The 13,627-nt window shown below is 40.1% G+C and carries 11 protein-coding genes and 2 pseudogenes; 5 read left to right on the top strand and 8 right to left on the bottom strand.

Translation table 11 applies throughout. The annotated features are described in order from the left end of the window. The first annotated feature begins 3 nt into the window (after positions 1 to 3). Positions 4 to 2,589 (top strand): cation-translocating P-type ATPase, encoded by a 2,586-nt coding sequence (locus tag IPK31_00065; protein ID MBK8086501.1) that lies wholly within the window; start codon positions 4 to 6, stop codon positions 2,587 to 2,589. A 124-nt stretch (positions 2,590 to 2,713) separates the two neighbouring features. On the opposite strand, the gene IPK31_00060 is transcribed toward IPK31_00065, so the two are convergent. Next, entirely contained in the window at positions 2,714 to 3,004 is a 291-nt protein-coding gene (locus IPK31_00060; GenBank protein ID MBK8086500.1) for an isoamylase early set domain-containing protein, read from the bottom strand. A gap of 181 nt (positions 3,005 to 3,185) precedes the next feature. Continuing rightward, entirely contained in the window at positions 3,186 to 3,704 is a 519-nt protein-coding gene (locus IPK31_00055; GenBank protein MBK8086499.1) for a DUF1905 domain-containing protein, read from the bottom strand. 60 nt (positions 3,705 to 3,764) lie between these two features. Here IPK31_00055 and IPK31_00050 point away from each other — a divergent pair. Beyond that, positions 3,765 to 5,005 (top strand): annotated as a pseudogene (locus IPK31_00050) (imidazolonepropionase). A 51-nt stretch (positions 5,006 to 5,056) separates the two neighbouring features. Then, the gene (locus IPK31_00045) at positions 5,057 to 6,109 is read left to right on the top strand and encodes a formimidoylglutamase (protein ID MBK8086498.1); all 1,053 of its coding nucleotides are present in this window, start codon (positions 5,057 to 5,059) and stop codon (positions 6,107 to 6,109) included. On the opposite strand, the gene IPK31_00040 is transcribed toward IPK31_00045, so the two are convergent. From IPK31_00040 to IPK31_00015, 6 genes are all read right to left on the bottom strand, one after another. Further along, the gene (locus IPK31_00040; GenBank protein MBK8086497.1) at positions 6,106 to 6,435 is read right to left on the bottom strand and encodes a hypothetical protein; all 330 of its coding nucleotides are present in this window, start codon (positions 6,433 to 6,435) and stop codon (positions 6,106 to 6,108) included. The two genes, IPK31_00045 and IPK31_00040, sit on opposite strands and share 4 nt — an antisense overlap. Next, complete coding sequence (locus tag IPK31_00035) at positions 6,336 to 7,847, bottom strand: hypothetical protein (GenBank protein MBK8086496.1); 1,512 nt, start codon at positions 7,845 to 7,847, stop codon at positions 6,336 to 6,338. The genes IPK31_00040 and IPK31_00035 overlap by 100 nt, the downstream gene beginning before the upstream one ends. A gap of 66 nt (positions 7,848 to 7,913) precedes the next feature. Next, positions 7,914 to 8,414 (bottom strand): YkgJ family cysteine cluster protein, encoded by a 501-nt coding sequence (locus IPK31_00030; GenBank protein MBK8086495.1) that lies wholly within the window; start codon positions 8,412 to 8,414, stop codon positions 7,914 to 7,916. A gap of 114 nt (positions 8,415 to 8,528) precedes the next feature. Then, a complete protein-coding gene (locus IPK31_00025; protein ID MBK8086494.1) occupies positions 8,529 to 8,951 on the bottom strand; it encodes an SH3 domain-containing protein in 423 nt (140 codons plus the stop codon). 20 nt (positions 8,952 to 8,971) lie between these two features. Continuing rightward, complete coding sequence (locus tag IPK31_00020) at positions 8,972 to 9,472, bottom strand: BON domain-containing protein (protein MBK8086493.1); 501 nt, start codon at positions 9,470 to 9,472, stop codon at positions 8,972 to 8,974. 154 nt (positions 9,473 to 9,626) lie between these two features. Next, a complete protein-coding gene (locus tag IPK31_00015; protein MBK8086492.1) occupies positions 9,627 to 10,967 on the bottom strand; it encodes an OmpA family protein in 1,341 nt (446 codons plus the stop codon). Between the two features lie 172 nt (positions 10,968 to 11,139). Between IPK31_00015 and IPK31_00010 the strand changes: the two genes are divergently transcribed. Then, on the top strand, positions 11,140 to 11,517 hold the full coding sequence (locus tag IPK31_00010; GenBank protein ID MBK8086491.1) for a hypothetical protein: 378 nt from the start codon (positions 11,140 to 11,142) through the stop codon (positions 11,515 to 11,517). Between the two features lie 155 nt (positions 11,518 to 11,672). Then, positions 11,673 to 13,627 (top strand): annotated as a pseudogene (locus IPK31_00005) (elongation factor G).

Here is a 13,627-nt window from a genome sequence, read left to right as displayed (position 1 = left end):
ATTATGAACTGGCATATCCTTGACACTTCCGAAGTCATTGAGAAGACAGGGTCTTCTTTAAACGGACTAACATCAGATTCAGTAGTACAAAAGCTGGCCGAATTCGGCCCTAACAAATTACAGGAAAAAAAGAAGCGGCCCCCCTGGATTTTATTTCTCAATCAGTTTAAGGATTTTATGATTGTTGTGTTAATGGCAGCAGCTGTTATTGCAGGTGTTGCAGGTGATTTAACTGATACAATCATTATCCTCATCATAGTTATTCTTAATGCAATTGTTGGTTTTGTACAGGAGTACAAAGCTGAAAAAGCAATTGAAGCGCTGAAGAAAATTGCAGCTCTCCAGGCACAGGTTGTGAGGAATGAAAAACCACTCCTCATTCCATCTGCAGAAATAGTGCCGGGGGATCTTGTTTTACTGGAAGCAGGAAATGTAGTACCGGCTGATCTCAGGTTGATAGAAATTAACGGGCTTCGAATTGACGAGTCGACCTTAACGGGAGAGTCAGTTCCATCAGAAAAAACAGAACGAATACTTGAACAGGCTGATCTGTCAATTGGCGACCGGCTCAATATTGCTTTTAAAAGTACACTTGTTACATATGGAAGAGGAAAAGGGATTGCTGTAGCAACCGGTATGCAAACGGAAATAGGTTTGATTGCAAAATTGCTGCAGGAAGATGAAGCAGCAACACCATTGCAAAAACGTATGGCCGATTTCGGACGGAAATTATCTTATCTTATTTTATTTATCTGCCTTTTGTTATTTGTAATTGGATTGTTACGTGGCGAACCACCACTGACGATGCTCCTTATTTCAATATCATTGGCAGTAGCTGCTATTCCTGAAGCATTGCCTGCTCTGATTACAATTGCACTTGCAAAAGGAGCAAAAAGACTGGTGAAGATAAATGCACTGATCAGAAAACTTCCTGCTGTTGAAACGCTGGGATCTGTAACATTCATCTGTTCTGATAAAACCGGGACACTTACACAGAACAAAATGAAAGTAGTGCAGGTGCATGATCAGCAAAACGAAAAATTTCTTTTTAAACGGCTGGCAGTACTGGAATGTGCAATGGCTTTAAATCATGATGTAAAAGAAACGGAGCAGGGCTCTTTACTGGGTGACCCTACTGAGATGGCGTTGGTGGAATATTTTATTCAGCAACATTCAACTGTAGAACTGAAAGAGTTAGAAGATCGGCTCCCAAGAGTTGCTGAATTGCCTTTTGATTCAGACAGGAAGTGCATGACTACTGTTCATCGTTTCAACAATCAGTTTCTTATTATTTCAAAAGGGGCAGTAGAATCTGTTACCGCAGCTTTAAAAAGCAATCCGGATACAGAGCTGTATTTAAAAGAAGCAGAGGAATGGGCTTCTGATGGGATTCGTGTAATTGCGTTCGGATATAAATTAATTGATAAACTTCCTGAGCCTTTTCATTATGAAAGTGTTGAAACGGATCTTTTATTTGCCGGTTTAGCCGGTATGATTGATCCTCCGAGAGAAGAAGCAAAGCTGGCAATCCAGGAATGTAAAACAGCAGGGATTCATACGGTAATGATTACCGGCGATCATCCTGCAACTGCATCAGCTATTGCAAGACAAATTGGAATTCTGACAAAGAATGATCTTGTAATCACCGGTAAGGAATTACAGGCCATGTCTGCTGAAGAATTTGAAGAGCAGGTAGAACAGATAAGAGTGTATGCAAGGGTTTCGCCTGAACAGAAACTGAATATTGTAAAAGCATTGCAGCGTAAAGGAAATTTTGTATCCATGACCGGTGATGGTGTGAATGATGCACCATCGTTGAAAGCATCCAACATTGGAGTGGCCATGGGAGTTAATGGTACGGATGTAAGCAAAGAAGCAGCACATATGATTCTGCTCGATGATAATTTTGCCACCATTGTAAAAGCTGTAAAAGAAGGAAGACGCATTTATGATAATATCCGCAAGTTTGTAAAGTACATCATGACCTGTAATGGTGCAGAAATATGGACTTTGTTTCTTGCTCCGTTGATAGGATTGCCTATTCCGTTATTGCCCATTCATATTTTGTGGATCAATCTTGTTACTGATGGATTGCCCGGTCTTGCGCTGGCAAGTGAGAAAGAAGAAAAAGATATTATGAATCGCCCACCCCGTAAAACAACGGAGAACTTATTTGCAGGAGGCATTGGCTATCATATTGCATGGGTTGGTTTGTTAATGGCCGGTGTTACGCTTGGGGTACAGGCATGGGCCATTAATAATGGAAATGAACATTGGCAAACAATGGTGTTTACAGTTTTGGCCTTAACACAATTAGGACATGTTATGGCGATCAGGAGTGAAAGGGAATTTTTATTTAAACAGGGCATTTTCAGTAATATGCCGCTGGTTGGCGCTGTGTTGCTGACAATTTTATTGCAGATGGGAGTTATTTATCTGCCTTTTGCAAATGAAATTTTTAAAACCAATCCACTTACAGTAAATGAACTGGCCATTTGTTTTGGTGCATCAGCAATTGTTTTTCACGCAGTTGAAATGGAGAAGCTGATAAAAGAAATTATCAGGCGAAGAAGAATGGGTGGCTACTGATATGATTTTAATTTCTGAATTAAAATTCATATCAGGAACATAGAAATAACCGGTAGTTTTTGCATCATGTTCAAACATGATGCAAAAACTACCGGTTTATATATTGATAAAAGGTTAGTAAAAATTACAACACGATTACACTGTTGCTTCCACCAAATTCGTTTGGCAGTAATTCGTCAGCTTCGGGCTCATTCAGCCATTCAGTTGCATTCACTAAGTATTTAAATTCGTGTTTTGTTTCTTTAGGCAGGTTAACTTCATCACTGAAGGTTCCGTCTTTCTTTTTACTCATTACAATAGAGTTCTTCCAGTCACTGTTCAAGCCAAGGATTTCAACTGTTTCGGCATTTTCAGGCTTAAATGCAAACTTCACTTTGCAGTAATCTTTTGTCTTGAAATAAGTTTTTTGTACCATAATTCTTAATGTAAGTTTAAGTGTTTAGCCAGGCGATACTGTTCAGCGGTGTAAACAAAAAGCCCGGCCGGAAAGCAATTCTTTCCGCTGTTTATACATATTTCAAAAAAAAGTAACCCGGCCAAAAAGTATTTTTTGCGACTGATTATGCACACTAACAATTGTTTTTGTTGATAAGAGTTCAGCTAAAAGAGTCTTTTCGGTCCTTACCGGCCCTGATCATTTCCCCGTAACCCCATTTTTTCGACAAAGCATTTACTGCCATTACAATCCGTTTTGCCCTGGTTATTTCTGTTTTTGCACTTTCGATCCATTTGCTGAAATAGCGTTGATGGGAGCCGGGCAGCGTTTTGAAATGATTCAGTGCTTTTGGCTCATCATTCAGACATTCCATAAAATCAGCATTAAAAATAAATTCACTTTCGTCAGCTGATATCTGAACATTAATTGATGCGCCTTGCCTTTTTCCGATTGCTTTTCTTATGTCAGCATTCAGCGACATAATAAATTTCCCGCCACCAACCGGGTATAACGACATGCGTTGAAAACTATATTGATCGAGTTTGCCTTTTACCTTAAACTCTTTTTTATTTCCAGGTTTTAGTTTTTGTGGTATTTCTTCAGGAATTTCAATATAGGTCCAGCCGGTTTTTTCACCCTGGCTTCTGTATTTCAATATTATTGTGGTAAAGCGTTCCATTACTGAATAAACTTACTTTGTAAATTTAGTTCACAAAAATAAATCTGCTACATTTATAACATGACTGTTCTTGTTACAAATATTCAGCAACTGGTTGGGGTAAGAGAAAAATCGAATTTACTCCGTGGAAATGAATTGGCAAATCTGCCTTGTATTGAAAATGCTTTCTTAGTAGTTAAAGATGGGTTGATTGCTGAGTATGGAACGATGGAGGCGATTGGCAACAGGGAAGAAACTATTCATAATAAATTTGATGCAACCGGTCAATGTGTTTTACCCACCTGGTGCGACAGTCATACCCATCTCGTGTTTGCCGCCAGCCGTGAAGATGAGTTTGTTGATAAAATAAAAGGACTCAGCTATTCAGAAATTGCTGCAAAGGGTGGAGGTATTTTAAACTCTGCAAAAAAGTTGGCAGAGAAAACAGAACTTGAATTGGTAAGGCTTGCATGGAGCCGTTTGCAGGAGTTGATACAAACAGGCACAGGTGCCGTAGAAATAAAAGCGGATATGGTCTTTCTGTTGAAGCTGAATTAAAAATGTTACGTGTAATTAAAAAACTGAAAGAAACCTCACCCATTCCTGTAAAAGCAACTTTTCTTGCAGCGCATACATACCCGCCGGAGTATAAAGAAAATCATCGGGGTTATATTGATCTCATCATAAATGAAATGCTTCCGGTGATAGCAGAAGAAGAACTGGCTGATTATGTGGATGTATTTTGTGAAGAAGGGTTCTTTTCTGCAGATGAAATGGAAACGATCTGCAAAGCTGCATCAAAGTACTGGTTAGCACCCAAACTGCATGTTAATCAGCTTAACAGTATTGGCGGCCTGCAAAAAGCGATTGAGCTAAATGCATTGACTGTTGATCATCTTGAAACAATGACAGAAAAAGATATCAAAGATTTAGCAACTTCATCAACTATTGGAACATTGCTGCCCACTGCCGCTTTCTTTTTGCGGATGCCTTTTCAACCGGCCCGTCAATTGATTGATGCAGGTGCTGCTGTTGCCCTTGCAAGTGATTTTAATCCCGGCTCTTCACCCAGCAGTAATATGAACCTTGTGGTTGCGATGAGTTGTATTGGCATGAAGATGTTGCCGGAAGAAGCCATCAACGCAGCAACCATCAATGCAGCCTGTGCTATGGAACTGGAACATGAACTGGGAAGTATTACAGTCGGGAAAAGGGCTAACCTCATCTTTACAAAACCTATCCCTTCACTGGCATATCTTCCGTATTCATTTGGTTCAAACCTTATCGATAAAGTAATGATAGCCGGGGAGTTTTTTAGCTGATGCTCTGTTAGAATAAAACAACTAACTTCATTCTGACACAAATTTGATACTATGCAACGCTTCCGTTTTTATAATAAAGAGGATGTTCTTACGCTTACCAAGATCCGCCGTTTTGAAACCAAGTTAGGTGAAAGGGTTCAGCTTGTAAATACCCGTGAACAGTTTGAACAGGTGCTGGAAAAATCAAATGCCAAGTATGTGTTGTTTGGTATTCCGGAGGATATTGGTGTAAAAGCAAATGGTGGAGTAGGAGGAACAAATACAGCCTGGTTTCCATTCTTAAATGCTTTTTTAAATACTCAGAGCAGTGATTTTTTGCAGGGTGATGAAATTATGCTGCTGGGTCATTTTGATTTTTCTGACATAGAAACTTTAATTGAAGGAAATGCTCATGGGCATGATGAAAAGATTGAAGCCTACCGTCATGCTGTAACGCTGGTGGATGAAGATGTAGAGCAATTAACAAAAATCATTACAGCAAGAAATAAAATTCCAATCGCAATTGGTGGCGGACATAATAATGCTTATCCTTTAATTAAAGGTGCAGCCAAGGGTTTACATAAGGCAGGCGTTTTACCACTTGCACAAATTAATTGCATTAATCTCGATGCACATACTGATTACCGTCCTGCAGAAGGACGACACAGCGGTAACGCATTCCGCTACGCAGAAGATGATGGTTACCTGCAGAAATACTGTGTGGTAGGCGTACATGAAAATTATATTCACCAGAATGTGTGGATCGACATTGTGAATAATCCGTTCATTGATTTAATTACGTATGAAGATATTTTTCTTCACGAAAAAAGAAACTTTATTCAGTCTGTAGCACATGCAACCGGTTTTACGGAAGACATGCATACCGGTATTGAGCTGGATCTTGATTGTATTGAACATACACTCAGCAGCGCCATTACGCCAAGCGGCATTACAGCCTTACATGCAAGAAAATACATCAGCTTTGCTGCTACTGACTGCAAGGTTGCCTACCTCCATATTTGTGAAGGCGCCAGTTTTTTAAATGATGGAAGAAAGAACGACACTACCGGTAAACTCATCAGTTACCTGGTAAGCGATTTTATAAAAGCGCATACGGCAATTTAAAAAACTGCTGCACTGATCTTAACATCTGTTTGAGCAGCAGCCTGTTTTATTTGTAGTGCTATTTTTTCTGCTTCTGTTTGTTTCTGCTGTTTCAGCAATGAAGTGTACAAGCCTGTTAATGCCCAGATATTATTGTTATTGTTTTTAAGATCATTCCTGAAAGCTGTTTCAGCTTCCTTCCACTGTTTATTTTCCAGGTATGCGTTTCCAAGATAATGTTTGGGGTTCAGTATCCAGTCTCTTGGTTCATTATACACCATTTGTTCTTCGGATGCAGATGCTTTGGAGAAATGTTCAATTGCTGTTGTATAGTTTTTTCTTTTAATGCAATGGTTCCTTCCAACAGGCTTGCGGCAATTTCAGCTCCTTCAATAGATGGGGAAAAAGGTAAGAATGGAAGATACAGACTGCTGTCTTTAAGCAGGTGACTGATTTGTGCCAACTCTTCTTTTGCTTCTGAAGTTTTGTTTTTATTTGCCATTGCCATACCTCTTCCAAAATGATAAAGAACGGTTGCGTATACCTGTTTTTCAGCCGGCTTGGTTTGTGCAAGTAATGCATCCCATCTTCCAAAACGAATGTCAACAAATACAGTAGTCATATAGATGTACTGAATATAACTGCCCAATGCGCCTTCCATTGTTAAGTATTCTTTCGGGATGCTGTTTGCTGTTGCCTCAGCTGATTTAACAGCATACTTCATTTTTCCGGCAAGCATTGCATGATTGGTTTGCATATGCAGGTTATGAATGATGTATAGAAAATCATTTCCTGTAACTGCACTGTACAGGGGAATCATTTTTTTATAACTGTCAACAGCTTTTTCATTTACTATACCGCCTTTGTTATAATTACCGGTACGCAGATAAATATGTGAGGGCATATGTACCATATGCGAAAGGGCAGGTGTTAAACTGCCTAACCTGTCAGCACTTGGAATTGCAAGACTTGCAAACGGAGATGGCTCCATTACATGAATGTAATAATGATTAGCACCGGGGTGGGCGGGAGTATTCTTCAATAATTTCTCAAGCACCGTTCTGATTTGCGGAGTCCACGGTTTGGGATTGCCGTTAGTGAACCAAAGGTCCCATGGATGCTGCAGCATCAGAGCATCAGCATATAATGCGGCAATGTCTGCATGTGCCGGAAAGTGTTCATAAATTGCTTTCATTCTGTCTGCATACAAGTGATTTAAATGTTCTCTTGTTTGGGTTGAATCGGATGAATACCGAATCTGTTGTGCTTCAATCAGTGCTTTTTCTACTGCTGTGCATGATGCATTTAACTCCGCAGCTTTATTCACTGCAAGTAATGCATCCGGAGAAGCAGCATAACCAAGATCATTAATATTCGGCCCGAAAGCCAGTGCCTTTGCCCAATGCATCATAGCACAACCGGGATCGAATTTCTCCGCTTTCCTGAATGAAGCCATGGCTTCAATAATGTGAAAGCCATAATACATGTTAATGCCCTGGTTAAAGTAGAACTGAGCACTGTCATTTTTTGTGCTGATTTTCCATTTATAGTTACCTGCACCGGGTACAGGGGGAATGTCAGCTTCTTCTAAAAAAGGTTTCAGGGCTTCCCAATCGGGTCCGCAACGGAGAACTGTTTTTTGTTTATAACTGCTGATTGATTTGATGAGTTGTTTATTCTGATAACTGTCAGTTAGCTGTACTGCCAGCTGTGCAGAAAAGAAGGCAGAAATTGTAAGGAAGAGCAGTTTTAGTTTCATGCTGATGATTTAAGGGAATAAAAAATACAATAATTTTTATCTTCTTAAAAGAAAAGCAGATTTTTTTTAATGAAATCCTGTTTCTGCTTTCAGTTCTTCCACCACATTAAAAATAATCGGGCAGCGGTTGTAATGCATCATCACCGTAAATAATCTCTTTGTAAAATAGGGGAGATGCAGGGCGGGGAATTCACGGCAACCGGCAAACCGGTCTTCGTACACTGTGCATTTATTATCTGCTAAGAAATGACAGGGAATTGTATTGATGACCATTAAACCATAACCGCCTTTTTCGAGGTACTGTTCATCAAAATTTTTTCTGTCGAGTTGTAATCTTGCTGCAACACGGTCAGCTTCTTCTTCCGTTACATTGATCATTAAATTTTTGCAGCAGTTGCCGCAGGCAGTGCAGTCAATCTGCGGTTCAATGAGTTTGTTCAGTGTGTTAACCTGTTCATCCGTCGTATCCATATCCTGTTGCTTCAGGAATGAAACAAAGCGGTTGTTTTCTTCTTCTTTTTCAGTTGCCAGTTGCTGAATGATATTAAGTGATGTTTGCAGGTGCACAGTTTGTTGTTATTGGTCAATTCTTTTTTTGAAATAGAGTTTGCTTTTAATCGCTGCGGCAAAAATAGAAAAGGCTTCCTTTCGAAAGCCTTTTCAGAAAATTATACTAAAAGATTATTCAACAGGTGTTAAGTATTGTGTAAAGGAATATCCTTCTTCGCCTGCATCGGTTTTAATAAACCACCACTGATCGTTTTCTTTGCGAACAAGTGTAACAACTTCATGTCTTGCTGCTTTACCAACAATGGTATCCTGAGTACTGGGGCCGCTGCGGATATTGAGGTTGCTGCGGTTGGTGGTTACTTTTAATTTAGCACCTTCGCTGATACCTGCTACACTGTTAATGTTCAGCATCAGGTCGCCTGAAGCATAATCAGGATCAAGTTTGCCATAGATGTCCCACAACTGCTGTTTTACTGCACCTGTGCTTTCACCATCAATGTATAGTACGCCATCCTGTTCACGAACCTTTAAATTTATAACAGGTGCTGCAGTTGCGGTATCAACCAGTTCTTTGTATTTATCTTGTAATGCCATAATTTATTTCCTCCGTTAGTTTATTTTTTTACCAGTTCTTTTGAATTAATATCTTTCAATCCTAATGATCTCAGTGCATTCAATCCCTGCATCATTTTTTGCAGACTAGCTCTTTGAATTTCACCGGTAAGTGTAAGTACGCCATCTTTCAGTTCTGTTTTAACACCAGGGAAATCTTTTACCGCATCAGCAATTGCCTGGCTTAATGCATCCGAAACAGGAGGCACAACAACTTCAGGGGGAGCTACAGTACAATTGTTGACAATTGATTTTACACCTTCAATCTTTCTTACCGCTTCTTCGCATTTGGCTTTGCAGGCTTCATCCGTGCATACCCCACTTAAAGTAGCAACTCCATCTTTTACGCTTACCATTGTACCCGCCATATCAGCATCAGCTTTTAAAACGGTTTCAATCGCTGTTTGAATGTCGGCATCTTTTAATTTCTTTTTACAGGCGGTAATTCCGAGCACAAGCAATGATGCTATCAGCACCAGACTCAGTTGGAGTGTTTTTTTCATTTTGTAAATTTTAGGAGGCTAAAGTAGAGTATTTTAATTGTGTTTTGCATGCGTGGATAATAAAAATACTTATACACATTTTTTCAGTGCGTGCAACCTTTTTACAAACGAAAAATGGCCGGAACTTCCGGCCATTTTTGATATTATTAAATAATTAATAATTCACTTTCATTTCTACTCTCCGGTTCTTTGCCCTTCCTTTTTCGGTTGCATTATCGGCCAGAGGTTTTGTGTCGCCGAAGCCTTTATAGCTAATTCTGTTTGGCGCAATTCCTTTCAGGATAAAGTAAACGGCAACGGCCTTTGCCCTGCGTTCACTCCACATCATATTCCGTTCAGGAGTACCACGGTTGTCAGCATGTGCTTCGATGTTTAACTTCAGTTCAGGGTTGTCCTGTAAGATTTTAACTACTTCATCAAGCGCTTTGTTTGATTTTTTAAGGATTACATCACTTGCAAATTCAAAGGAAATATTCCTGGCAGCAAAATCCACTTTCTGTTTTACTTCCTGTTTAATTTCAGGACAGCCGCCATTTATTACTGTGCCTGCTTCTTTAGGGCATTTGTCTTCTTCATCATTAACACCATCTTTATCTGTATCAGGAATCGGGCATCCATCATATCGTGCAACACCCGATTTGTCTTTACATTTATCTTCTTCATCATTAATGCCGTCTTTGTCTGCATCCGGCACAGGGCATCCGCTATATCTTGCAACACCGGCTGCATCTTTACATTTATCATCTTTATCTGCAACACCATCGCCATCTGCATCAGGACAACCATTCACCGTTCCTTTTACAGTTGGGCATTGATCGTTCTTATCTTCCACACCATCTCCGTCTTTATCAGGCAAAAGGGCTGACTTTACGGGCTTATCAGCAGCTGGCTTTTTTTTCTTTTTAAGTACTGCATCCTGTGCAAAACCTACACTATATAATATGTAATCCTCATTGATCCCTGAAGTTAATTTCATGCGCCATTGCATCTGTACAAACAGGTACACCCCCTGGTTGAATCGGAATTGCAAACCTGTTCCTAAAGGAGCATAGGCTGCAAACTGGTTATGAAAATATCCCGCCCCGATACCGCCCGTTAAAAAAGGATTCACAACTGCTGTTTCTCTAAACATTCTGAAGTGCAGCAGGGCATCTAACTGCGGTGTAAACCTTGCCTCACCAATCGTATCACCTTTAATAAAAAAAGCAGGGAAGTTGGAAAAAGTTCCGGTTAATGACCCTGAAAAGTCGATATGCGGGGTTAGCCCTTTCCAGAAACTAAGGCCCATACCCAATGATTTATTGACTGGTTTCAGCCAGTCTTTCTCTTTCAGTGCTGTACTGAGCGAAGAATCGTTGATTTTTTTCGGTAGTCGATAATCAGCAAAGCTGATATTGTAGGAAAGCATTTTCCCTTTTTTTACAGGTTTCTCCTGTGCATAAACAGAAGAAAAGGCCAGCAAGGCCACAGCGGTTAGAATTTGGGTCAGTTTCATAGAAATGTCTTGGTAGGTAAAGTAACGCACAAAGTGTTATTTTATGCGAAAACGGGAAGATTCTTTTTGTGCGTATTATTTCAACATATTTATAGGTTATCTGGAAAGTATGGCTTAAATTTAGTTAGCTCTTTGATGATAACATATTTATTAACTTTTAAAACTGTTTCCCATGGTTTCCTTAGATTCCACACAGTTAAACAGGGAATGCAGCTCCTGGAGGGAGCAACTGCGTTCCTATCGCAATGAAATGGGCCAATTAAGAGATCATTTACAGGTCTTGGCCTCAGGACAAAAAGACAAAGAAGTTCTTACCGAAGTTGAACACTACCACAACCAGTTCTACATTCAGCAGATCAATATTCATGATCTGAAACAGGCCATCAAAAATCACGACCGCAAACTGCAAACTGAGCACTCTGCTGCCGATGGTCAACTTTCCGAAGACACATTACATGAACACGAGGATTTGCACAACCAGTATGAATCCCTAACGCTTACGTTAAGCGAATTACGTAACGATTTCAACAATTTTATAGCGAAAGCTTAAAGCCAGTTTCCAGGTACAAAAACAATGTACCCTTCAAACCACATAACAATTCCCAACCACCCATTCGAATTCTATCCGTGCTCTGCGATTATGCTTGCCGTGCTTCTTACAAATTTTTGTAAGACGGCTATTCTTTTAATATAAAAAAAATTGTTATGGCAGACTTTGATACCTCACACGTAAAAAATATTGTCTTGCTGGGCCATGCCGGCTCAGGTAAGACAACCTTAGCGGAATGTATGCTTTTTGAAGCTGGAATAATTACACGCCGTGGAACGATTGCCGAAAAAAATACTGTTGCTGATTATCATGAACTGGAACATGAACGTGGCAACACCATCTTCTCTAAATTACTTCACACAAAATGGAAAGGCTATAAGATCAATATCATTGATACTCCCGGCTATGATGATTTTGTTGGCGAAGTAATCAGTGCTCTCCGTGTAGCCGATACCGGAGTAATGCTGCTGAATGCGGCACATGGAGTAGAAGTAGGAACAGATATCATCTGGGATTATACCGAACAGTTTAAAACTCCCATGCTTTTTGCAGTAAACAAACTGGATGATGAAACAGCTGACTTTGATAAAACCGTTCATGAAGCTCAGTCGCATTTTGGAAATAAAATTATTGTAGTTCAGTACCCGTTAAACCAGGGTGTTGGATTTAATGCTATTGTGGATGTACTGAAAATGACGATGTATAAATTTCCGGATGCAGGTGGAAAACCTGAAAAACTTCCCATCCCTGATGAAGAAAAAGCAAAAGCAGATGACCTGCACCGCATCCTTGTAGAAGCAGTTGCTGTAAATGATGAAACTTTAATGGAACATTACCTTGATAAAGGTGAACTCGATGAAGATGAAATGAGAATCGGGTTAAAAAAATCACTCATTAATCATGACCTGTTTCCTGTGTTCTGTTTAAGCGCAACAAGAGATATGGGCAGTGGCAGGATCATGGGCTTTATTGATAATGTGTGCCCGAGTGCCAATGAAATGCCGCCGCAAAAAACAAGAACAGGAGGAGAATTAACCTGCGAAGACGCCGGCCCGACCTGCATTTTTGTTTACAAAACAATGTCTGAACCGCATGTGGGTGAACTTTCTTTTTAAAGTTTTCAGCGGAGTTGTTAAAGCAGGTATGGAACTGGTGAATGAAAACACAGGTTCATCAGAAAAAATTAATCAGCTCTTTGTAGTGGAAGGGAACAAACGTACACCTGTAAATGAATTAACAGCAGGTGATATTGGAGCCACTTTAAAACTTAAAAACACACATGTAAATAATACACTGCACGAAAAAGGGAAAAATATTGAATTGCTTCCCATTGAATTCCCGGCAGCAAATCTTACAATGGCTATTGAAACTACTAAGAAAGGGGAGGAAGAAAAACTGTCCATTGCATTGCATGAGCTCCGTCATGAAGATCCAACTCTTCGTGTTGAAGTTTCACCGGAATTAAAGCAAACGCTGATTCACAGTATGGGCGATATGCATCTTGCTGTTGCCAAATGGAAAATCGAACATTTGCAAAAGATTGAAGTGAAATTCAAACGCCCAAGGATTGCTTACCGTGAAACGATCCGTCGCAGTGCAGACAGTATGTACCGTCATAAAAAACAAAGTGGTGGCAGCGGACAGTTTGGTGAAGTGCATTTACGTATTGAACCCTGGTATGAAGGAATGCCCGAGCCAGCTGATTTTAACGTACGTGCCAGGGAAATCAATGAACTGCCATGGGGCGGCAAACTTGTTTACTATAATTGTATAGTTGGCGGTGCCATTGATCAACGCTTTCTTCCTTCTGTATTAAAAGGTGTGATGGAAAAAATGAATGAAGGTCCGTTAACCGGCTCTTATGTACGTGATGTGCGTGTATGTGTGTTTGATGGTAAGATGCATCCTGTTGACAGTAATGATATATCGTTTAAGATTGCAGGGCTGCAGGCTTTCCGCCAGGCATTTCAACAGGCCGATCCGCAGATACTTGAACCCATGTATCATCTCGAGGTACTTTGTTCTGAAGACCTCACCGGTGCAGTAATTGGTGATCTGCAAACAAGAAGGGCAACTGTTGAAGGCATGGATGCTGAAGGTCATTTTGTAA

It is taken from the genome of Chitinophagaceae bacterium, from assembly GCA_016713085.1.
In the GTDB taxonomy this organism is placed as follows: domain Bacteria; phylum Bacteroidota; class Bacteroidia; order Chitinophagales; family Chitinophagaceae; genus Lacibacter.
Note: the sequence above shows the minus strand (reverse complement) of the source record. Positions and strands in the feature narration are given on the sequence as shown.

Coding starts and splice junctions, on each gene's coding strand:
- IPK31_00065 (MBK8086501.1), top strand. CDS start 4: ATGAACTGGCATATCCTTGACACTTCCGAAGTCATTGAGAAGACAGGG.
- IPK31_00060 (MBK8086500.1), bottom strand. CDS start 3,004: ATGGTACAAAAAACTTATTTCAAGACAAAAGATTACTGCAAAGTGAAG.
- IPK31_00055 (MBK8086499.1), bottom strand. CDS start 3,704: ATGGAACGCTTTACCACAATAATATTGAAATACAGAAGCCAGGGTGAA.
- IPK31_00045 (MBK8086498.1), top strand. CDS start 5,057: ATGCAACGCTTCCGTTTTTATAATAAAGAGGATGTTCTTACGCTTACC.
- IPK31_00035 (MBK8086496.1), bottom strand. CDS start 7,847: ATGAAACTAAAACTGCTCTTCCTTACAATTTCTGCCTTCTTTTCTGCA.
- IPK31_00025 (MBK8086494.1), bottom strand. CDS start 8,951: ATGGCATTACAAGATAAATACAAAGAACTGGTTGATACCGCAACTGCA.
- IPK31_00020 (MBK8086493.1), bottom strand. CDS start 9,472: ATGAAAAAAACACTCCAACTGAGTCTGGTGCTGATAGCATCATTGCTT.
- IPK31_00015 (MBK8086492.1), bottom strand. CDS start 10,967: ATGAAACTGACCCAAATTCTAACCGCTGTGGCCTTGCTGGCCTTTTCT.
- IPK31_00010 (MBK8086491.1), top strand. CDS start 11,140: ATGGTTTCCTTAGATTCCACACAGTTAAACAGGGAATGCAGCTCCTGG.